Source organism: Isoptericola sp. NPDC055881 (assembly GCF_053615895.1).
The window spans coordinates 1-20529 of sequence record NZ_JBSHCR010000044.1 but is presented as its reverse complement, the minus strand read 5'-3'; the positions used below and the strand labels follow the sequence as shown (position 1 = coordinate 20529).

Below are 20529 nucleotides of genomic sequence, written 5' to 3'. Positions count from 1 at the left end.
CCGGCCCCCTGCCGGCCCCACCAGGCTTCCGGACCCACCTCCCGAACCGCACCCGTGGGGGCACGATGACGCAGCTGGCGCAGCACCCGCCGCAGTCCGCGGACGCCGCCCGGTCCTTCGACCGGTCGACGGCCGCGCAGGCGCGCCTGCACCGCCTGGTGCCGGGCGGCGCGCACACGTACGCGCGGGGCGCGGACCAGTACCCGGAGCGGATGGCCCCGGTGCTCGTCCGGGGTGCCGGTGCGCACGTGTGGGACCTCGACGGCAACGAGTACGTCGAGTTCGGGATGGGCCTGCGCAGCGTCACCCTCGGGCACGGGTTCCGGCCGGTGGTGGACGCCGTCACGTCGGCGATCGCGGACGGGGTCAGCTTCTCCCGGCCGAGCACCTGGGAGCTGGACGCCGCCGAGGCGTTCTGCACGCAGGTGGCGGGCGCAGACATGGTCAAGTTCGCGAAGAACGGCTCCGACGTCACCACCGCCGCGGTGCGGCTGGCCCGCGCCGCCACCGGCCGCGACCTCGTCGCCGTCTGTGCCGACCACCCGTTCTTCTCCACGGACGACTGGTTCATCGGTACGACACCGATGGACGCCGGCATCCCGCAGGCGATCACCGACCTCACCGTCCGCTTTCCGTACGGGGACCTGGCGGCCGTCCAGGGCCTGCTCGCCGCCCACCGGGGCCAGGTGGCGGCCCTCGTGCTGGAGGCCGCGACGGCCCACGCGAGCCCCCCGCCCGGGTACCTCGAAGGGCTGCGCGCCCTGTGCGACCGCGAGGGCGTCGTCCTCGTCTTCGACGAGATCATCACGGGGATGCGCTGGTCCGCCGGGGGCGCGCAGGCCGTCTACGGCGTCGTGCCGGACCTGTCCACCTGGGGCAAGGCGCTCGGCAACGGGTTCGCCGTCTCGGCGCTCGCGGGTCGTCGCGAGCTGATGGAGCTCGGCGGCCTCGCCACCGACGCACGCCGGGTCTTCCTGCTGTCGACGACGCACGGTGCCGAGACCGCCGGCCTCGCGGCATGGCTGGCCGTGCACCGCGAGTACGCCGAGCGGGACGTCCCGGGCGTGATGGCCGCCCAGGGCGAGCGCCTGCGCGCGGGGGTGCAGCAGGTCGTGGATGCCGCAGGACTCGGTGACCACGTGACGGTCTCCGGGCACCCGGCGTGCCTGGTCTTCGGCACGCGCGACCCCGCCGGCGCCCCGTCGCAGGCGTACCGCACGCTCTTCCTCGCCGAGCTGCTGCGCCGGGGCGTGCTGGCGCAGTCGTTCGTCATCTCGGCCGCGCACACGGACACCGACGTCGACCGCACGGTCGACGCGGTCGCCGGCGCGCTGCCGGTGTACGCCGCCGCGCTCGACGCCGGCTCCACCGAGGGGTTCGTCGCGGGACGGCCCGTCGCGCCCGCGCTGCGAGAGCGCGCGGCGCCACGCCAGGTGCACCACGAGGAAAGTCACCAGGACCAGGCTCGGACGCCGGGAGGTGCGTCATGAAGGTCGTGCTGTTCTGCGGAGGTCTGGGGATGCGGATGCGTTCCGGTCCGGACTCGCTGCCCAAGCCGATGATGCCGATCGGGTCGCGTCCCGTCCTGTGGCACATCATGAAGTACTACGCGCACTTCGGGCACACGGAGTTCGTGCTCGCGCTCGGGTACGGGGCGAACGCCGTCAAGGACTACTTCCTGGACTACCAGGAGACGCACTCCAACGACTTCGTGCTCACCAAGGGCGGGGAGCACGTCGAGCTGCTGAGCAGCGACATCAGCGAGTGGCGCATCACCTTCGTCGACACCGGGATGGAGACCGCGATCGGCGAGCGTCTGCGGCGCGTGCGGCGCTACCTCGACGACGACGAGGTGTTCCTCGCCAACTACGGCGACGTGCTCACCGACGCGCCGATGGACCGCATCGTCGACGACTTCCTCGCCACGGACGCCGTCGGCTCGCTGATGGCCGTGCCCCCGCAGGACTCGTTCCACGTGGTGCGCTACGACTCCGACGGCACCATGCGTGACCTCGAGCCCGTGGCTGACATGAGCATGTGCATCAACGGCGGCTACTTCGTGCTGCGGCAGGGCATCTTCGACTACCTCGGCGAGGGCGAGGACCTCGTCATGGACGCCTGCGTCCGGGCCGCCCGCGACGGCCGGTTCCGCGTGCACCCGCACGCCGGCTTCTGGGCCCCGATGGACACCCTCAAGGAGCGGTCCGCGCTGGAGGAGATGAACCGCGTCGGTGACCGCCCGTGGGCCGTGTGGGACCGCCACTCGCGGCGCGAGCCGCGGCGGGTGCCCGAGGTGGAGGTCGGAGAGGTCGTGGGACGGGCTCGTGCGAGTGCGTGACGGCCGCCGCGCCTCGGAAGATGGCCGGGCCCGCGTGGCGCTCCTCGGCCAGTTCGGTATCGGCAACCTCGGCAACGAGGCCTCGCTCGACGCCGTCCTGGGGTATCTCGGGGACGAGGCCGCCGTCACGATCGTGACCGAGCGGCCGGAGCTGGTGGCGGCCGCGCGCGAGCTCCCGGCCCGCGCCCTCACCGACCCCCGGGCCCGGCGCGGTGGGTGGCGCGGCGCGGTTGCCAAGGTGCGCGACGTCGGCTGGGCCTGGCGCACCGTGGGAGCGGTCGACGCCGTCGTCGTCCCGGGCACGGGGGTGCTCGAGGGAGCGTCGGTGAAGGCGACGGCGATCCCGTTGACCCTGGCGGTCCACGCGTCCTGCGCCCGGCTCCGCGGCCGGCCCCTGCACGCGCTGTCGATCGGCGTCGACGAGGGAGGTGGGCGGCTGACGCGGCTCCTCTTCCGGGTGTTCCTCCGGTGCGCGTCGACGCTCACGGTCCGTGACCAGGGATCCGCCGCGCACGTCGCGTCGATCGCCGGGTCCCGGCCCGAGGTCGTGCCGGACCTCGTCCTGGGCACTCCCGTCGTGGCCGACGTGCGACCCGTGGACCCGGCGCGGCGGACGGTCGGCTTCGGCGTGATCGACACGAACGGCGTGGGGACCGTCGAGGCCGCGTGGGAGCGAGGCGCGCACCTGGACCGCTCGGTGCGGATCGTCCGTGGGCTCGTGCAGGCGGGGGCCGACGTCCGGATCGTCGGAGGTGCTGCCCAGGACGACGCCATCGCCGGGGAGATCGCCAGGACCGTCGCCGACCCCCGCGTCGTGGCGGTACGGGCCGACGACATGGCCGAGCTGGACCGGCGGCTCGCCGGCTGCGCGGTGCTCGTCGCGGCGCGGTACCACAACCTCGTCGCCGCGGTCCGGGCGTCGGTCCCCGCCGTGTCGATCGGGTACGCGAGCAAGCAGACGTGGCTGATGGAGGCGGTGGGCGCCGAGGATCGAGCGCACGACGTCGCGCACGTGGACCCCGACGCCGTCGTCCGGCAGGTGGTCCGGCTGCTCGACGACGACGGAGAACGGGCCCGCGCGCGGACCGCCTCGCAGGCATGGGTGGAGCAGGCGCAGGACCTCGTCGACGCGCAGGCATCGCGCCTGCGCCGAGCGCTCGGCCTGAGCCCGGCGACCGCACGCGTCGGAGCAGACGCATGAGCCCGCTCGGCCTCCCGGACCGCCCCCTGCACGTCGTGGGGCTGGCCGCCCATCCCGACGACCTCGAGATCTCCTGCGGAGGCACATTGCTCCAGCTCGGCGGCCGGACAGGGTCGACCGCGGCCTTCCTCACGCTCACCGGTGACGGGGAACGGGTGGCCGAGGCCCGCGACGCGGCGAAGCGCTGCTGGCCGGGCTCGGAGTCCCGCTTCGCCGGGCTGCGCGACGGTCGGCTGCCCGCGTCGTGGTCCGAGGTCAAGGAGGCGATGCACGCCCATGCCGGCTCGACGGCGGCGCCGGACCTGGTGCTCGCCCCGAGGCGGGACGACGCGCACCAAGATCATCGTCTCGTGGGCGAGCTCGCGCAGACCGTGTGGCGCGACGCGCTCGTGCTGCACTACGAGATCCCCAAGTGGGACGGCGACATGGGCCGGCCGAACCTCTTCGTCCCCGTGCCGGAGGACGTCGCGGCCCGCAAGGTCGAGCTGCTCGACGCCTGCTACCGGTCCCAGGTCGGCCACGACTGGTGGGACCGGGAGGTCTTCCTGGGGCTCATGCGCCTGCGCGGGATGGAGAGCCGGTCCCGCTACGCCGAGGCGTTCGTGGTGGACAAGGCGGTGATCGCGCTGTGAGACCGCACCCTCCCGAGGTCACGGTCGGCGTGCCCGTGTGGAACGGCGAGCGGTACCTGGCCAAGGCTCTGGCGGCCCTCCGCGACCAGGACCTCGACGACGTCGAGTTCGTCGTCGCGGACAACGGGTCGACCGACGGGACGGTGGAGATCGCGCGGTCGTTCGCGGCCGAGGACGACAGGTTCTCGGTCATGACCAGTGCCGAGAACCGCGGCGTGACCTGGAACTTCAACCGGCTCCTCGACGCGGCGCGCGCGCCGCTGTTCATGTGGAACGCGGCGGACGACGTCGTCCTCCCGGGCCATCTCGCCGCCTGCCGGGACGCGCTGCGCGACCACCCCGAGGCGACGATCGCCTTCTCGCGCGTCGTCCTCATCGGACCCGACGACGAGGTCCTCGGCGAGCGGGACGACCTGGACCTCGACTTCCTCGACCGCGGCCCGGCCGCCCGGCTGCACCTGTTCTTCGCGCGTCAGGTCTACCAGGTGATCGGGTACGGCGGGGTCATCCGGACCGACGTCCTGCGCCGGATGGGCGGCCACCCCGACTTCTACGGCGGGGACATGGCGCTGGCGAGCCGCATGGCGCTGCGGGCGCCGTGGGTCCAGGTGCCCGAGCAGCTCTTCCTGGCACGCAACCACGAGGAGCAGACGAACAAGCTCCAGGGCGGCGCGGACCCGGTGCAGCAGACGCGAACCTACCGGGAGCACCGCCGCGCGTTCGCCTTCCCCCAGTGGTACCTCAACCATCGGCTCCTGATGGAGGCGGTCACGGCACCGGTGCCGGCCGCCGAGCGCGCCAAGGCGGCGGGGGTGGTGCTGCGCGACTGGACCCTCGCCAACTGGCGGTTCTTCCCGTACGACGTCAAGCGGAACCTGCAGCTCCTGCGCGCCGGGGCCGGCACCGCCTGAGGACCGCCGACGCGGGCGCGAGGGGTGCGAAGCGGACGGCCCAGGCGAGCTCGCCCGTCGCGGCGACGAGCCGACGGTCGCGCGCCATCGCGCGCGCACAGCGGGCGGACCTCCAGGCGACGTACCGGTCGTTCGCGGACTGCGACTCGCGCAGGGCGTGGACCAGCTCGCGGTCGCCGAGGGACCGCGCCTCGGCGAGGTGACCGGCGAGCACGCCGCGGATCGCCGCGCCGAGGGCCCGGTGCCGGAGGGTCGCGTTCTCCCCGTGGCTCCGATAGGAGACCAGGGCCTCGGAGCCGACCATCGCGACCGGGCCGTGCCACGCCAGCCGGAGCACGAGGTCCAGGTCCTCCGCCAGGCGCAGGCTCGTGTCGAAGCCGCCGACGGCGCGGAACGCGTCCGCCCGGACCACGGAGTTGGGGAGCATGATCCCCGTGCGGCGACGGAAGACGTCCGCGGTGGAGCCGACGGCGACCTGGTCCGCAGGCGCGATCTCGTGCCCTGCGGCGTCGATGCTGCGCATCCGGGAGTACGTCAGCGTCAGGGCGGGGGCGGCGCGCATCGCGCGCACGTGCGTCGCGAGGCGCTCGGGCTCCCACAGGTCGTCGTCGTCCAGGAACGCCAGGTACGTCCCGCTGGCGCGGGCCGCCCCGAGGTTGCGCGCCCGGGACGGGCCACCGGCGTCCGTGCGCACGACGGAGGACCGCGGGGGGACGGGAAGGCCGGCGAGGTCGACGGCGCGCGGGCTGCCGTCGTCGACCAGGACCAGCTCGACGTCGTCGCACGTCTGGTCGACGACGGAGCGGAGCGTCGCGCGCAGGAACGGGTTGTCCGCCCCGCGGTTGGTGGCCAGCACGATCGAGACGGCAGGGGCGTTCATCAGGTGGTCCTGCCGCGCGTGCTCGGGCCGGGGGTGACGGTGCCGGCCGTGCGGGCCGTGCTCGTGGTGACGACGCGCTCGAGCTCCGCGGCGACGACGGACCAGTCGCGCCGCGCGGCGCGGCGCTGCGCCCGCGCGCGGTCGGCGCCCAGCGCCGCGCGGTCGTCCGCCCACCTGCCGAGGACGCTCGCCAGGGCCTCGGCGTCGCCTGGCGGGACGAGGACGCCGCCGTCCTCGACAGCCTCCGGGATACCGCCGACCGCTGACGCCACGACCGCCGCTCCCGCCGCCATCCCCTCCAGGACGGTGAGAGCGAACGGCTCCGGCCAGACCGACGGGACGACCACGACGTCTGCGGCCGCCATGAGGGCGGCGACGTCGGCGCGCGCGGCGAAGGGGCGCAGGGTGGCGCGGGTGCCCAGCCGGCCCGCGAGGTCGCGCAACCGGACCTCGTAGGGGGTGAGGGGGTCGGTGGCCGAGAACCCGGAGCTGCCGACGACGGTGACGTGGACGTCCGGACGGTCGAGGAGCAGCGCGGCGCGCAGCAGGACCTCCGGCCCCTTCGCCGGGATGGTCCGGCCCGCGAACACGACCTCCAGGCGGCCTCGGTCTAACCGCGGCGCGGGCCGGAAGCGTCCAGGGTCCACGCCGTTGCGCACGACGTGCACGCGGTCGCGCAAGGACCGGGGGAGGCGAGCCCGCGTCGCCTCCGCGAGGAACTCGCTGACGCAGACGATCGCGTCGACCTGGTCGAGCGTGCGGCCCGCCTCGGCCCGGGAGTAGCTGCGCAGCAGCATGTTGTGCGCGTACAGGACGGCCGAGTGTCGTCGTCGGTCGACGAGCGGCACCGCCTGGGGCGCGTTGTGCAGCACCACGGTCGACGGCTCCCAGGCCTGCTGGTCGGCCAGCGCAGCGGCCCACGGGCGCCTGGTCGACCGTGGGCGCAGCGCGAGCGCACGGAGCACGTCCAGCCTGCGGTCCCACCGGCCGGGCTCGGGCGCCTGCGCGTACTCGACGACGACCGCGCTGTCGTACCGGTCGGCGTAGGTGCCCGACGCGACGACCACCACGGGCCGGGGCGTCCCCGCGGGAGCGCCGACGCACAGCCCGTGGACGACGGTAGGGACCGCGCTGCCCGTGCGGGGCGAGTAGTGGTCCCCGGGCGTGAGGACGTGCATGAGGCGGGTCATGGGCGAGCCCCGTCGCCGACGCCCTGCGAGGCGGCCGGGCGGGCGGGGACCGCCGGGGAGAGCACGGCACCGTAGACCGCGAGGGTGCGGTCGGTCACGGCGTCCCAGGTGTGTGCCGTGACGGTGCGCCGGCCCTCCTCGCCGAGACGCGACCGCAGCTCCGGGTCGGCGAGGGACCCGATCGCGGCGGCCAGGCGGTCGGTGTCCCGAGGGTCGACGAGCAGCCCGTCCACGCCGTCCGTCAGCACCTCGCCGGCACCGCCCTGGTCCGTGGCGATCACGGGAACCCCGGCGCGCATCCCCTCGAGGACGACGATGCCGAAGGCCTCGACGCGGCTGGGCACCACGAGCGCCTCCGCCCGCCCCACGACCGTGGTGACGGTGGGGCGGTCGAGGAACCCGGGCCAGACGACGGCGTCCGCGACGCCGAGCTCGACGGCGAGCCGTTCGGTGGCGGCACGTTCCGGCCCGTCGCCCGCGAGCACGAGGTGCAGGTCGTCGTCGACGAGGCCTGCGCCGCGCGCCCGGGCGAACGCTTTCAGCAGCAGGTCGAACCCTTTGACCACGTCGATGCGCCCGAGGGCGAGCAGGTAGCGCGAGGGCAGCCAGGCGGGTGCCGTCGTGCCCGGCTCGTCCAGGTCGACACCGTTGCCCACGATGACCGCGCGCCCCGGCTCCAGCCCGAACCGCGCCACGTCGGCCGCGGCGAAGCGGGAGCAGGCGGTGACGGCGGCCGCGCGGTCCAGCGACCAGCGCAGGGACCGGCGCTGGAGGGCGGACACCTCGAAGAGCCCGGACGCGTCCGCCGACGTCTCCCCGTGCGTCCCCACCACGACCGGGAGCCGGCGTGCCGCGGCGAGCGCCGTCGCCCAGGGTCCGTTGGGCCCGTAGCAGTGGACGTGCACGAGGTCCGGGCGGTCGGCAGCGGCGGCACGGGACCAGTGGCGCCACGCGCCCGGAGCGGCGGCCGCGAACCGCGCCACCCCTGGCAGGGAGCGGTGCGGGAGCGGGACCGGCAGGTAGCGCACGGTCACTCCCGGCAGGACGGCGCTCACCCCCTCGGTGGCGTCCCCGCGGTCGACCGCCCAGACCACCACCCGGTGGCCGCGGGCCTGGAGGCCGCGGGCCAGCCGGAGCACATGCTCCTCGACCCCGCCGACGCGGGGCCAGAACGAGCTCGTCGCGAGCGCCACGGTCACCACCTCGTGATCGTAGGAAGACACGGCGCCGGATCGGGGCCAGGGCGGTGGATCTCACCCGGTGCGAGCCGGATTTCGCCCCCGGGCAGCGGGCCTCCGCGCGGGGGGTGCGGCCGACAATGACCGGGTGTCCCATGTGCCTCCGATCCTGATGCTCGCGACCTTCGCCTCGGCGCTGCCGATGGGCCCCCAGGCGTACGAGGAGCAGATCGCCCGCCGCGCCCAGCACGCGATGGGGTCCGACGCGCGGGTGCGCCGTGCGGTGCTGCGCAGCCTGCGCTCCGAGCTGCCGGGCACCGGCCGGGTGCCCGGGGCGGTGCTGCGCGGCACGTCGCCCGCGCTGCGTCGTGCCGCCGGGCGCTACGTCTACCGCGGGGCGGGGCTGGTGCACCGCATGGGCCTCTCCCTGCCGCCGGCGCCGGTGCCCGAGGTCGTGACGGTGCACGACACCGTCGCGTGGCGCTTCCCCGACGAGGCGCCGCCGGAGCCCTACGCCGCCGCCGAGACGCGCCGGGCCGCCGCCGTCGTGGCCGTGTCGCAGTACTCGGCCGACGACGTGGCGGAGCGGCTGGGCCTCGCCATGGTCCATGCCGTGCCCAACGGGGTCGGCGCGGAGTTCTTCGACGCCGCGCCGCTCGGGGAGGACGCGCGTGCGCGGCTGGGGCTGCAGGGCCGCTTCGTGCTGCACGCCGGTGGCGCCACGTTGCGCAAGAACCTCGAAGGGCTGGCGGACGCCTGGCCGCGAGTCCGCGCGGCGCACCCCGACGTCCAGCTCGTCCTGTGCGGGCCACCGGCGGAGCGCCGCGACAGGCTCTTCGGGCCGCTCGACGGCGCGCTCCGGGTGGGCCGGGTCCCCGACGAGGTCCTTCCCGGTCTGATGGCGGCGGCGAGCGCCGTCGTGGTCCCGTCCCTCCACGAGGGCTTCGGGCTGCCCGCGCTGGAGGCGATGGCGTGCGGGGTGCCGGTGGTGGCGGCGGACCGTGCCGCGCTGCCCGAGGTGTGCGGCGACGCCGGGTGGCTGGTGGAGCCTGACGGACCGAGCCTCGCAGCGGGGCTGGACCACGTGCTCTCGGTCGGCCCGGGTGTCGCCCGCGCGGTCGCGGCAGGGCGGCAGCGGGCTACCCGCTTCACCTGGGAAGCGAGCGCGGAGGGTCACGCGCGGGTCTGGCGCGACGTCCTCGGCGTCGGGTGAATCCACCAGTTCACCCCACCGCACCATCGTCGCGGCCACCCGCCGACGCATAGCCTCCAAACGTGTCCGCAACTCAGGCCGCCGTCTCCGTCAGAGGGCTCGGCAAGACGTATCGCATCGGGCGTTCGGGCGAGCGCCCGACCACCGCGGTGGAGGCGGTCGCGGCCAGGCTCCGCAGCCCGTGGGCCCGTTCCCGCTTCTCCGAGTTCGACGCCCTCGACGGGATCGACCTCGACGTGCCCTGGGGCGAGGCTCTCGGCATCATCGGGCGCAACGGGGCCGGCAAGTCCACCTTCCTCAAGCTGCTCACCCGGATCACCGCCCCGACGCGGGGACGGATCGAGCTCAACGGGCGCATGGGGAGCCTGCTGGAGGTGGGCACCGGCTTCTCGAGCGAGCTGACCGGGCGGGAGAACATCTTCCTCAACGGGGCGATCCTCGGCATGACGCGCAAGGAGATCCGAGCGTCGTTCGACGAGATCGTCGACTTCTCGGGCATCGAGAAGTTCCTCGACACCCCGGTGAAGCGGTACTCGTCCGGCATGTACGTGCGGCTGGCGTTCTCCGTGGCCGCCCACCTGCGCACGGAGATCCTCGCGATCGACGAGGTCCTGGCCGTGGGTGACGCGGAGTTCCAGCGCAAGTCCCTGGCGAAGATGCGCGACGTCGCCAAGGACGGCCGGACCGTGCTGTACGTCAGCCACCTGGTGCCGACGGTGACGGCGCTGTGCACGAGCGCGGTCTACCTGGACCGTGGGCGGCTCACCTATGCGGGCTCGGTGGACGGGGCGCTCGACGTGTACCGGCGCAGCTTCGACCGGTTCGCGGCGGAGCAGCAGGACGCCGCGCGCCGTCCCGGCACGGGCGCCCTGCGCGCGAGCGCGGTCGTGCCCGACACGGACGTGTTCGACCCCGCCGAGCCGAAGGCTTTCACGGTCACGGTCGGCTCCAACGCGGAACTGGTCGGTCAGTACTTCGTGTCGTGCCACGTCAACGACGCGAGCGGCACGGTGGTGGCGCAGTGCGACTCGCGAGCGGTCGGTGGCTGGTACGAGCCGGGCAAGGAGCAGGAGATCCGCCTGACCGTGCGGGCACCGTGGCTCAAGCCGGGGCGGTACACGTTCGACGTCTACGTCTGCCAGTCCGGCGTGCTGGACGCCTGGGAGGGTGCGGCGGTCTTCGAGGTGCTGCCTGGCACCCCCTACCCGGAGGCCACGCTCGACGAGGCGACGGCCCAGGGCGTGGTGCTCGCCGACTACGACTTCGAGGGGCGCTGACATGGCTGCAGGCACGGCACAGGTCGTCGTCACCCCGCCCGGCCGTCTCGGCCTCCCGCGGTGGCGGGAGCTGTGGGAGGCGCGTGAGGTGCTGTACCGGTTCGGGCAGCGTGACGTGCTGCTGCGCTACCGGCAGACGGCGGTCGGCGTGGCGTGGGTGGTGGTGCAGCCGCTGCTCGGCGCGGGCATCTTCGCCCTCGTGTTCGGCACGGTCGCGAACCTGCCCACGGGCGGCACGCCCTACTTCCTGTTCAGCTTCGTGGGCATGCTCGCATGGAACCTGTTCGGGCAGACGGTGTCACGAGCGTCGACGTCGCTCGTGGCGAACCAGGCGCTCGTGGCGAAGGTCTTCTTCCCGCGGATGCTGGTGCCGCTGTCGACGGCGGTCGGCGTGCTGCTGGACTTCGCGGTGGCGCTCGCGCTGGGGATCGTGCTGCTCTTCGTCTACCGCGTGAACCCCGGGTGGCCCGTGCTGCTGGTCCCCGTCTGGGTCCTCCTGCTGCTCGCCGTCGCCATGGGGGTGGGGCTCGCCGCGTCGGCCCTCCAGGTCAAGTACCGCGACGTCGGCTACGTGATGCCGTGGGTGCTGCAGATGGGTCTGTACGCGACCCCGGTGGCGTACTCGCTCGAGGCTGTGAAAGGCCTGCCGCAGTCGGTGCAGCTCCTCTTCGTGGCCAACCCGCTGTCGTGGTTCCTCGACGCGTTCCGGTGGTCGATGCTCGGGCAGCCCGCTCCGCCGGCATGGCAGCTAGGCGGGATGGTCGCCGTGAGCCTCGTGGTGCTGGCGGGTGGCGTGCTCGTCTTCCAGCGGTACGAGCGTCAGCTCGCGGACGTGATCTAGATGCGAGTGCACGCGTACGTCCTGGCCGCGGACCCGCACTTCCTCGCCGCCAGCGTGCGGTCCTACTACGACCGCGTGGATCGCATCGTCGTGTCGTACGACCGCAGCGCGATCTCGTGGACGGGCACGCCGCTGCCGGTGGACCAGTGCCTCACGGTGCTCAAGGAGCTGGACGTCGAGGGCAAGTGCGTCCTGGCGCCGGGCGACTTCTGGCGGCCGGAGGAGGAGCCGATCGCCAACGACACCTTCCAGCGCCAGGACGCGCTCGACCGCGCGTCCGAGGGCGCGGACTGGGTGCTGCAGCTCGACACCGACGAGGTGATGGTGTCCCCGGAGACGTTCTTCGGGTCGCTCGCCCGTGCGGAGGACGCCGGGGCGGGGGCGCTCGAGTACCCGTCCCGCTGGCTGTACGCCCGGGTGGGGGACGCGGGGGCCCGTGGCGGTCGCTACCTCGAGGCCTCGACGCGACTGTGGAGACCGGCGGCCAGCTTCCCCGGCCCGCTGGCCGTCCGGCCGGGTGCCCGGCTCGAGTGCGCGCGGCAGGCGCCGTCCGCGGTGCACTACCGGGTCGACCTGCGCCCGTGGCACACCGACCACGTGCAGGGATACCACCGGCCCGTGCACGAGGTGGTGCGGCCGGACCGGGCCGTCCTGCACTACTCGTGGGTGCGCCCACGTCTCCAGATGCGGCAGAAGTTCGGCTGGTCCGGGCACACCGCGCTGTACTCGGCGCCGATCGTGTACCGCAAGTGGGTCGAGCGGACGGAGCACCCGTGGCGGGCGGTGCTCGGAACGCCGACGCGCCAGCACCCCGCGTGGTTCCGCCTCGTGACCGTGGCCGAGGAGGCGCGCGATGAATGACGCCCACCTCGCCGGCGGACCGCGGTCCGTGAGCGTCGTGATCCCGACGTATCGCCGGCCGGACTATGTCCGGGAGTGCCTGGACCACCTTGCCCGCCTGCGCACGACACCGCTCGAGATCATCGTGGTGGACGCCTCGCCGGACACCCGCACGCGGGACGTCGTGCGGGAGCACGCGGGCGTGCGGTACCTGCGCAACGACCTCGGACCGGGCACGACCCCGGAGTCCCGCGCGATCGGGGTGCGTGCCGCGCGCGGGGACGTGGTCGCCTTCGTCGACGACGACGCCTACGTGGACGCGGGGTGGCTCGACGAGATCCTCGCGTGCTACGCCGACCCCGACGTCGTCGGCGTCGGGGGCCGGATCGTCAACGGCCAGCCCGGGGAGGAGCGCGAGGGCCTCGACCAGATCGGCCGGCTCCTGCCGGACGGCCGGCTCACGGGCTCGTTCAGCGCCGACCCCGGACGGCCGGTCGCGGTCGACCACCTCCTCGGCGCCAACATGTCGTTCCTGCGGCAGGCCATCCTCGACGTCGGGGGCGTGCACGGCGGGTACCCGGGGCCGTGCATCTGCGAGGAGACGGACATCTCGCTGCGCCAGCGTGCCCTCGGCAGGCGCCTGGTGTTCACCCCGACCGCCGTCGTACGGCACGTGTCCGCCCCGTACGAGATCAAGGGCGACCGGTTCGACCGCCGGTGGCACTACTATGCGCGACGCAACCAGCAGTCGATGCTGGTGCGCGTCTTCGGGCCGCAGTCGCCCTACCCCCGACGGCTCGCGGTGACCACGCTGCTCGAGGCGCGCATGCGCTGCGGCTACGTGGTCCGCGCGCTCACCGGGCGGTCCGACCTGGATCGCCGGGGCCGGCTGCGGTCCCCGGGCGTGCTGCTGAGGTCCGCGATCGAGCTCGGTGGCCTCGCGGTCGGCACCGTCGCGGGCCTGCGGGCCCGTGCCGCCGAGCAGCGCGGGACCCCGACAACGACGGACACCTACGCCGGTGCGCTGGGCGCCGGCCACGACCAGACCGGAGCACGGCCATGAGGACGACACACGCGAAGACCGGCGGCCGCCGCCGCACGAGCTGGTGGGCTGTGCTGGGCGCGTTGGCCGTCCTCGTCGGGCTGGTGGGTGCGGCGCCCGGCGCCACGGCCGCCGACCAGTGGAGCGGAAGCTCGAGCACCGTCAGCCTGCAGTGCACGAGCAGCCCGTGCCCCTGGGGGGCGCAGCTGTCCGGTCAGGCGCTCGTGTGGCCGGCCGAGCTCGGGGCGACCCGTGCCCGTCTGGGATACACGGCGGGCGCCGCGGTCTATCTGCCGGCCTCGGCCGCGAACGGCCTGCGCGTGGGTGTGGTGAGCGGCCAGGCCCAGCTCACGGCCGGGTCCCCGCAGGCGTCCAGCCACCGCACCTATGCGCTCGCGGCGGGTCAGTCCGTCGTGGTGTCGGGGCTCGCGGCCGACGAGGTCCTCGCTGTCCAAGGCACGGCTGCCTTCACCTGGACCGCGGAACGGACGAGCACCTCCACACCCACTCCGACGCCGACGCCGACGCCCACTCCCACTCCCACGCCGACGCCGGTCCCGGAGGGCGCGTGGCAGGGGCCGTCGACCGCCGCGTCGCTGACCTGCACGTCGGGCTCCTGCCCGTTCGGGCAGAACCTGTCCGGCCATGCCCTGCTCTGGCCGGCGTCCCTGGGCCCGGTCAAGGCCGGCCAGAGCGGTTACGCCGCGACCCTTCCGGTCTACCTCGACGCGACCGTCGCGGAGGGCCTGTCCGTCACCGTGACCGCAGGGACCGCGCAGATCGTGGCCAGCACCCCGACCGGTCCGGGCACGGTCCGCGCCACGCTCGCCGCGGGCTCGACCCGGCTCATCACCGGGGTCTCGGCGGGCCAGGTCGTGAGCGTGCAGGGCACGGCGGCCTTCACCTACGTGCTCGCACAGCACGCGGAGGTCCCGGGCGACCCGATCGACCCGGAGCCACAGCCGACGACCTCTCCGACCACCCCGCCGTGCACGGACGTCGCGACCTGCGCGGTGGTCACCGGGGTCCCGGCGTCCTGGACGTGCAACACCACCGACTGCCACGGCGACCCGTGGCTCGGGGCCGCGATCACCTGGCCCGCCGCGACGGCCTACTCCGACAACGCCCGGACGGGCGACGCCTCTCGCACGGCGTACGGACCCGACGGCGCGCCGATCCACCCGTACATGGGCTCCTGGGCGGACGGCTGCCAGGTCAAGGTGGCGTGGGGTGAGGTGCTCGTCGTCGAGTGGCGCCGCGGTGCCAACACGTGGCGGCAGAAGCTGCTCTCCGCCGGGGACACCTACACGATCGACCTCGTCGGGGACGAGGACGGCGCGCTCATCGAGGGCCGGCCCACCGGCTTCGGGGTGCGGCTCACCCACTGCGAGCCTCAGCCGCTCACGTCCTCATGACGGTGACGCGCCGGCAGTTCCTGGCCCTCGCCGGGCTGGCGACGGGCGGCGCCGCACTTGCCGCGTGCTCCCGGGACGTCCCGCCACCGGCGCTCCCGAGCGCCGCCGTCCAGCGCTGGGCGGCGGCCTCGGGCGCCGTCGTGCACTCGGTGTCGCCAGACCGGCGGCACCTGGTCGACGAGCAAGGGACGCCGGTGCTCGTCCTCGCCGACACGGTGTGGACGATGCCCGCCGTGTACGACGAGAAGCAGCTGGCGCGGTACTTCCGGACCCGCCGGAGTCAGGGGTTCAACGGGCTGCAGACCTCCGCCCTCCCCTTCCACATCGACGGCGACAACCGCGTGGACGGTTGCGCCGACGGTCAGCAGGCGTTCCTCGACGGGGACATCACACGCTGGGACGAGGGCTACTGGCAGCGCCTGGACCGTGTGCTGCAGGCTGCCTCGGCGCACGGGACGTCGGTCGTCCTGGGCGCCATGGGCCCGCTGGTGTCCTACGGGCTCGACGACCTCGACCAGTGCCGCGGCTACGGCCGCCTGCTCGGAGAGCGGTACGGCGACGCCCCGGGCATCGTCTGGCTGTTCGGCGTCGACTACGCCCGGGCGGACTGGGACCGGCTGGACCCCCTCCTGCTCGCCTGCCTCGACGGCATCCGCGACGCGGGCGACGCGCACCCCGCCACCGTGCAGTTCCACAACGACGCCTCGCTCTCGGCCGACAACCCGCGCTGGCGCGGGCGGGCCGACGTCCAGGCGGCCTACACCTACGCGCCGGCGGACGAGGTCGTGTCCCAGGGCTATGCCCTCGACCAGGGGCCGGTCGTCCTCGCCGAGACCAACTTCGAGGACGAGAACAACACGGGCGGGCCGGCGACGACCCCCGCGAGCATCCGGCGTCAGGCGCTCTGGACCCTGACCTCCGGGGGCGTCCAGGTCGCCTACGGCCGGAAGTCGGTGTGGCGCTCCCAGGGCGACTTCCTGGGCGACCTGGAGTCGTCGTCGGTCGCCCAGCTCGGCCTGGTCCGTGCCCGGTTCGAAGCGCTCGACTGGGCGAAGCTCGTGCCCGACCTCGCCGGCGCGGTCCTCCTGGCGGGTGCCGGTGCTGCCGCGACCCAGGGCTCGCAGCTGGACGGCACGGCCGACCCGCTGGAGTCGGACCACGCGACCTGCGCGGCCGATCCCGACGGTGCGCTCGCGGTCGTGTACGTCCCCTCGGCCCGCGAGGTTCGCCTCGCTGCGCCGTACGACGTCGGGGCGGGGGAGTGGTGGGACCCGTCCACCGGCGAGACGCACGAGGCGGGCCGCGCGACCGACGGGACGTTCGCCCCTCCGGACCGCACCCACGCCGACGGTCAGTCCGACTGGCTCCTGGTGGTCCGGCCCGCACGGTGACACCCGGCGCGGTGACACACGGCTCGGTGACGCACGGCTCGGTGACGCACGGCTCGGTGACACCCGGCGCGGTGCGCGGTCACCGTGACGTCACACGGCCGCCATCGTGCGGTCCAGCTCCGCCTCGACGTGCCGCGCGATCTCCAGGGAGGCGGTGGCGGCGGGCGACGGCGCGTTGATGACGTGCACCTGCCGCGGCGCGGTCCGCAGCAGGAAGTCGTCGACGAGCGACCCGTCCCGGTGCAGGGCCTGCGCGCGCACGCCGGCGGGCGCGGGGTGCAGGTCGTCGGCGGTGGTGCCGGGCAGCAGCCGCGCCACGGACGCGGCGAACAGCGTGCGCGACACGGACCGGACGACCTCGGCCGCGCCGGGGGCGAGGTTGCGTCCCGCCAGCCGCCACAGCCCGGGCCAGGACGCGGCGTCGACGACGTCCCGCCACGCGACGTCGCGGCGCCGGTAGCCCTCGCGGGCGAGCGCCAGGACCGCGTTGGGCCCGGCGTGCACGCCGCCGTGCACGCCGCGCGTGAGGTGCACGCCGAGGAAGGGGAACCGCGGGTCGGGCACGGGGTAGACGAGCCCCCGCACGCGGTCGGCGGCGCGGGGCGCGAGGTCGAAGTACTCGCCGCGGAACGGCACGATCCGAGCGCCGGGGTCGACGCCGCACGCCAGCGCCAGCCGGTCGGCGTGCAGGCCGCCGCACACGACGATCGCGTCGGCGACGAGCTCGTGGCGCTCGCGGGTGTCGACCACGTCGACCTCGGCGTGCACCTGGGTGCCGATCACGCAGGCGGTGCGCAGGGCGCGGCCGAGGAGCACGGTGCCGCCGGCGGCCCGCACCTGGCGGGCGAGGACGGCGCACACGCCGCGGTAGTCGACCACGCCCGTGGTCTCGACGCGGAGGGCTCCGACGCAGGCGATGTCGGGCTCGTACTCGCGCGCCTCGACGGGGTCGAGCTCCCGCACGGGGACGCCGTTGGTGGCGCCGCGCTCGGCGAGCGTGCGCAGCCGGTCGCGCTCGTCGGCGCTGGTCGCCACGACGAGCTTGCCGGTGGTGGCGACGGCGATGCCGTGCTCGGTGGCGAACTGCGTCATCGACGCGGCGCCCGCGGTGCCCAGGCGGGCCTTGAGGCTCCCGGGCGCGTAGTAGAGGCCGGAGTGGATGACCCCGGAGTTCCGGCCGGTCTGGTGGAGCGCGAGCTCGGGCTCCTTCTCCAGCACGGTGACGTCGTCGCCGCGGCGCGCGAGGCGTGCCGCCGTCGCCAGCCCGATGATCCCGCCTCCGACGACGATGATGCGCACGATTCCTCCCCGGTCCGGTGGACGGTGGCGGGCCGGGTCCCTGTCCTGGCCCGCCGCGTCCAGCATGGCAGCCGGGGTGCCCCGGGGGGAGCGGCAGACAGGGTGAACGGTCGGGTGAACCCGCCGGTCAGGCGCGCCGCGGCGCGACGACGCGCGGCTCGGCCACGGCGAGGGGCGGCCGGACGAGCCAGCACGACAGCGTCGTCGCGAGGACCCCGACGAGGACGCCCGCGACGACGTCGCTCGGCCGGTGCGCGTACGTGACGACGGACGCCCCTGCGGCGGCGGCGACCACCCCGGCCCCGCCCACGACCGCCCACCGGGGCGGGGCGGGCCGCACGCCGGGCCACAGCAGCAGCACCGCGAGGGCGAGGGCCGTGACCGCGGCGACGTGCCCGCTGGGCAGGGTGTTCTGGGCGTACCCGTGGCCGCCGAGCATGGGGCGGTCGAGCACGACGTCGCGCAGCACGGTGGCCGCGGCGAGGGCGGCCCCGGTGGCCAGGGCCCCCGCCGTCACGCTCCGCCACCGCCCGTGCGCGAGGGCCAGCGCGCCGAGGACGAGCGCGGCCGCGGCGAGCAGCACGGGCGCGGCGTCGCGCAGCCAGCCCGCGGGGGTCCCGACCAGGTCGTGCAGCAGGCTCACGTCGCCGAAGGCGGCCACGTCCAGGCGCTGCCCGGCCGCCGTCCGCACCGCGAACCCGTAGTCGGCGAGCAGCGCGACGACGAGCAGCACGGACGTCACGGCGAGCGTCCCGGCGTCGTACCGGCGCACGGCGCCCCACCACCGGTCCACCGTCATGGTCCGATCGTCGCCCGGGCCCGGTCGGCGGTCGAGACGCGGGCCTGCCCCAGGGCGGGTGAAATGCGGCGGCCCGCCGACCTCCCGCCTCCGGCGGAGGGCGCGCGCCCTCCGGCATAGTGGGGGGAGCAGGACGCGGCCGGGACGCGCCCCGTCGCGCGGCGTCGACGAGAAGGAACGGTCATGAGCCAGGACGGCAACCAGCCAGACCCGTACGCACCGCGGCCCGAGCAGCCGGAGCGGCGGGAGCAGTCCGAGCAGCCCGGTGAGCCGGGCCAGCCGTACCCCCCGCAGCCCGAGGCCCCGCAGCACGACCCGTACCAGTCCCAGCCGGACCCGTACCAGTCCCAGCCGGACCCGTACCAGCAGGCGCCGGCGTACCCGCAGCCGGGGGTGTCGGGGGAGCAGCCGGGCCCGGTGCCGGGGTACGGCGACGCGGGGCAGCAGCATGCGCAGCAGCCTTACGGTCAGCCGCCCGCGTACCAGCAGCAGCCCTACGCGCAGCCGTACGGGCAGCAGCCGTACGCGCCGTCGGCCGGCACCGACGGCTGGGCGATCGCGGCGCTCGTGACCGGCATCCTCGGCCTGGCGATCGTGCCGATCGTGCTGGGGATCATCAGCCTGTCGCGGATCTCGCGCACGGGTCAGCAGGGCAAGGGCATGGCGATCGCCGGCATCGTGCTGGGGGCGGTGGGTGTCGTCGCGTGGATCCTGGTCGTCGTCTTCGCCGTCGCGCTGTTCTCCCAGATCGACCCGAGCGACTTCCAGACCACGTTCGACACGTCGGCGGCGCTGCTGCGCGCTCGGTAGCCGCCGCGGGTCGCGCCCGTGAGGCGCCCGTCGAGGGCTCGCGCTGCCGGGCCGTCCGGCCGGAGTGCGAAGGTCCTGCGTGGAGACCCGTCGGACCTGCCGCCGGGTGCCGTCGGGTGGGTAGCATCGCGGGTCGGACGGCGCCCGACCCGGCGTCTGCCCCGACGTCTGCCCCGACGCCGAAGCGACCAGGAGGACCATGAGCCACCCGCGCGGGTACGACGCCCACGACGCCCCGCCCACCCAGGCGTTCCCGCCGCGGGAGGACGGGACGCAGGTGCTTCCGGCGACGCCGTCCGCCGCGTCCGCGGAGACGAGCGTCCTGCCGCCCCAGAGCGCCGACCGCACCCAGGTGTTCGCGCCGCAGGGTGGGGACGCGACGCAGGTGTTCGCGCCGCAGGGCGGGGACCGGACGCAGGTGTTCGCGCCGCAGGGTGGGGACGCGACGCAGGTGTTCGCGCCGCAGACCGCGGGCACGACCCCGCCGCCCGCGCCCCCGCTGCGGACGGCGTCGTCCCGGCCTGTCGGCTCTCGGCCGGCACCCGTGGCCGCTGCGCCGTCGCCCGCCGCGGCCCCGCGGCAGGCGGCCGCGCCGGCCCCGGCCTCGCCGTGGGGGGCGGCGCCTGCCCAGGCTCCGGCCGCGGCCCGCGCGGCCGCGCCGGCTCCCGCACCAGCAGGCGTCCCCGGCCACGGCGCACCCCAGCGTCGTGGCGGAACCGAGCCGACGGCGGTGGCGGCGCTGATCACCGGGATCTTCGGGTTCGTCGTGCCCCTGCTGGGCGTCCTGGCGATCGTCCTCGGCGGCGTCGGCATGGACCGCACGCGCCGCCGCGGCACGGGCGGCCGCGGCATGGCGGTCACGGGCGTGACGTTCGGGTCGATCCAGGTCGTGGTGACGGCTGTCCTGGTGGTGGTGGGCCTGATGCTGTGGAACACGTACGGCGACGACATCGAGCAGGCCCTGGCGCAGGCCGAGGACGTCACCCAGACCGACCTGTCCATCCCGGACCTGCTGCTCGGCGGGCTGTCGAGCGGCATGTCCTTCGACGACCTCCGGGAGCTCGCGGGCACCGTCGGTGACACCGACCGGCTGCAGGAGCTGGGCGGCCAGTGCCAGGCGGGCGACCCGACGTCGTGCGAGGACCTCCTGGACAGCCTCCCCGACGGCATCCGCGACCAGCTCCCCGAGGAGCTCCGCAGCCAGCTCCCGGGCAGCTGACCCACCCCGCCGAACAGGTGGTTGTTCACGTTCTGAGCGCTCAGAACGTGAAC

Annotated in this window: 19 protein-coding genes; 14 read left to right on the top strand and 5 right to left on the bottom strand. The window is 74.9% G+C overall.

Annotated elements, in window-relative coordinates; translation table 11 throughout:
- The first annotated feature begins 65 nt into the window (after positions 1-65).
- Genes ACWGKI_RS13955 through ACWGKI_RS13935 form a run of 5 tightly spaced genes read left to right on the top strand, consistent with a single transcriptional unit; the run spans position 66 to position 5082 of the window.
- Complete coding sequence (locus ACWGKI_RS13955) at positions 66-1490, top strand: glutamate-1-semialdehyde 2,1-aminomutase (RefSeq protein WP_452187759.1); 1425 nt, start codon at positions 66-68, stop codon at positions 1488-1490.
- Positions 1487-2338, top strand: coding sequence for a sugar phosphate nucleotidyltransferase (locus tag ACWGKI_RS13950; protein ID WP_452187757.1), 852 nt, complete (start codon positions 1487-1489; stop codon positions 2336-2338). The genes ACWGKI_RS13955 and ACWGKI_RS13950 overlap by 4 nt, the downstream gene beginning before the upstream one ends.
- A 34-nt stretch (positions 2339-2372) precedes the next feature.
- Positions 2373-3539 carry a polysaccharide pyruvyl transferase family protein gene (locus ACWGKI_RS13945; RefSeq protein WP_452187755.1) on the top strand — a complete coding sequence of 389 codons (1167 nt, stop codon included), beginning with the start codon at positions 2373-2375 and terminating at the stop codon, positions 3537-3539.
- Positions 3536-4171, top strand: coding sequence for a PIG-L deacetylase family protein (locus ACWGKI_RS13940; RefSeq protein ID WP_452187753.1), 636 nt, complete (start codon positions 3536-3538; stop codon positions 4169-4171). Before ACWGKI_RS13945 ends, ACWGKI_RS13940 begins: the two co-directional genes overlap by 4 nt.
- Positions 4168-5082: a glycosyltransferase family 2 protein gene (locus ACWGKI_RS13935; protein ID WP_452187751.1), complete on the top strand. Its 915-nt coding sequence runs from the start codon at positions 4168-4170 to the stop codon at positions 5080-5082. Before ACWGKI_RS13940 ends, ACWGKI_RS13935 begins: the two co-directional genes overlap by 4 nt.
- Here the strand turns inward: ACWGKI_RS13935 and ACWGKI_RS13930 are convergent.
- Genes ACWGKI_RS13930 through ACWGKI_RS13920 form a run of 3 tightly spaced genes read right to left on the bottom strand, consistent with a single transcriptional unit; the run spans position 5036 to position 8354 of the window.
- Positions 5036-5962 carry a glycosyltransferase family A protein gene (locus ACWGKI_RS13930; protein ID WP_452187749.1) on the bottom strand — a complete coding sequence of 309 codons (927 nt, stop codon included), beginning with the start codon at positions 5960-5962 and terminating at the stop codon, positions 5036-5038. The two genes, ACWGKI_RS13935 and ACWGKI_RS13930, sit on opposite strands and share 47 nt — an antisense overlap.
- On the bottom strand, positions 5962-7152 hold the full coding sequence (locus tag ACWGKI_RS13925) for a glycosyltransferase family 4 protein (RefSeq protein WP_452187747.1): 1191 nt from the start codon (positions 7150-7152) through the stop codon (positions 5962-5964). Before ACWGKI_RS13925 ends, ACWGKI_RS13930 begins: the two co-directional genes overlap by 1 nt.
- Complete coding sequence (locus ACWGKI_RS13920) at positions 7149-8354, bottom strand: glycosyltransferase family 4 protein (RefSeq protein WP_452187745.1); 1206 nt, start codon at positions 8352-8354, stop codon at positions 7149-7151. Before ACWGKI_RS13920 ends, ACWGKI_RS13925 begins: the two co-directional genes overlap by 4 nt.
- Before the next feature lie 124 nt (positions 8355-8478).
- Here ACWGKI_RS13920 and ACWGKI_RS13915 point away from each other — a divergent pair, with 124 nt between their 5' ends.
- The 7 genes from ACWGKI_RS13915 to ACWGKI_RS13885 all read left to right on the top strand — a co-directional run bounded on the left by ACWGKI_RS13915 (position 8479) and on the right by ACWGKI_RS13885 (position 16349).
- On the top strand, positions 8479-9543 hold the full coding sequence (locus tag ACWGKI_RS13915; RefSeq protein WP_452187743.1) for a glycosyltransferase family 4 protein: 1065 nt from the start codon (positions 8479-8481) through the stop codon (positions 9541-9543).
- Between the two features lie 62 nt (positions 9544-9605).
- A complete protein-coding gene (locus tag ACWGKI_RS13910; RefSeq protein ID WP_452187741.1) occupies positions 9606-10820 on the top strand; it encodes an ABC transporter ATP-binding protein in 1215 nt (404 codons plus the stop codon).
- A gap of 1 nt (position 10821) precedes the next feature.
- A complete protein-coding gene (locus ACWGKI_RS13905) occupies positions 10822-11661 on the top strand; it encodes an ABC transporter permease (RefSeq protein WP_452187739.1) in 840 nt (279 codons plus the stop codon).
- Positions 11662-12522 carry a hypothetical protein gene (locus ACWGKI_RS13900; protein ID WP_452187737.1) on the top strand — a complete coding sequence of 287 codons (861 nt, stop codon included), beginning with the start codon at positions 11662-11664 and terminating at the stop codon, positions 12520-12522.
- Positions 12515-13564, top strand: a complete 1050-nt coding sequence (locus ACWGKI_RS13895) for a glycosyltransferase family 2 protein (protein ID WP_452187735.1) — start codon at positions 12515-12517, stop codon at positions 13562-13564. Before ACWGKI_RS13900 ends, ACWGKI_RS13895 begins: the two co-directional genes overlap by 8 nt.
- Positions 13561-14958: a hypothetical protein gene (locus ACWGKI_RS13890; protein ID WP_452187733.1), complete on the top strand. Its 1398-nt coding sequence runs from the start codon at positions 13561-13563 to the stop codon at positions 14956-14958. Before ACWGKI_RS13895 ends, ACWGKI_RS13890 begins: the two co-directional genes overlap by 4 nt.
- Positions 14955-16349 carry an apiosidase-like domain-containing protein gene (locus ACWGKI_RS13885; RefSeq protein WP_452187731.1) on the top strand — a complete coding sequence of 465 codons (1395 nt, stop codon included), beginning with the start codon at positions 14955-14957 and terminating at the stop codon, positions 16347-16349. The genes ACWGKI_RS13890 and ACWGKI_RS13885 overlap by 4 nt, the downstream gene beginning before the upstream one ends.
- Positions 16350-16439: 90 nt before the next feature.
- Here ACWGKI_RS13885 and lhgO read toward each other — a convergent pair whose 3' ends face one another.
- Positions 16440-17714, bottom strand: coding sequence for an L-2-hydroxyglutarate oxidase (lhgO, locus tag ACWGKI_RS13880; RefSeq protein WP_452187729.1), 1275 nt, complete (start codon positions 17712-17714; stop codon positions 16440-16442).
- Between the two features lie 61 nt (positions 17715-17775).
- Positions 17776-18447: a phosphatase PAP2 family protein gene (locus tag ACWGKI_RS13875; RefSeq protein ID WP_452187727.1), complete on the bottom strand. Its 672-nt coding sequence runs from the start codon at positions 18445-18447 to the stop codon at positions 17776-17778.
- A gap of 183 nt (positions 18448-18630) precedes the next feature.
- On the opposite strand from ACWGKI_RS13875, the gene ACWGKI_RS13870 reads away from it, so the two are divergent.
- Together ACWGKI_RS13870 and ACWGKI_RS13865 are read left to right on the top strand one after the other, a co-directional pair.
- Entirely contained in the window at positions 18631-19257 is a 627-nt protein-coding gene (locus ACWGKI_RS13870; RefSeq protein ID WP_452187725.1) for a DUF4190 domain-containing protein, read from the top strand.
- A gap of 199 nt (positions 19258-19456) precedes the next feature.
- Positions 19457-20476 (top strand): DUF4190 domain-containing protein, encoded by a 1020-nt coding sequence (locus tag ACWGKI_RS13865; protein ID WP_452187723.1) that lies wholly within the window; start codon positions 19457-19459, stop codon positions 20474-20476.
- Positions 20477-20529 lie beyond the last annotated feature (53 nt).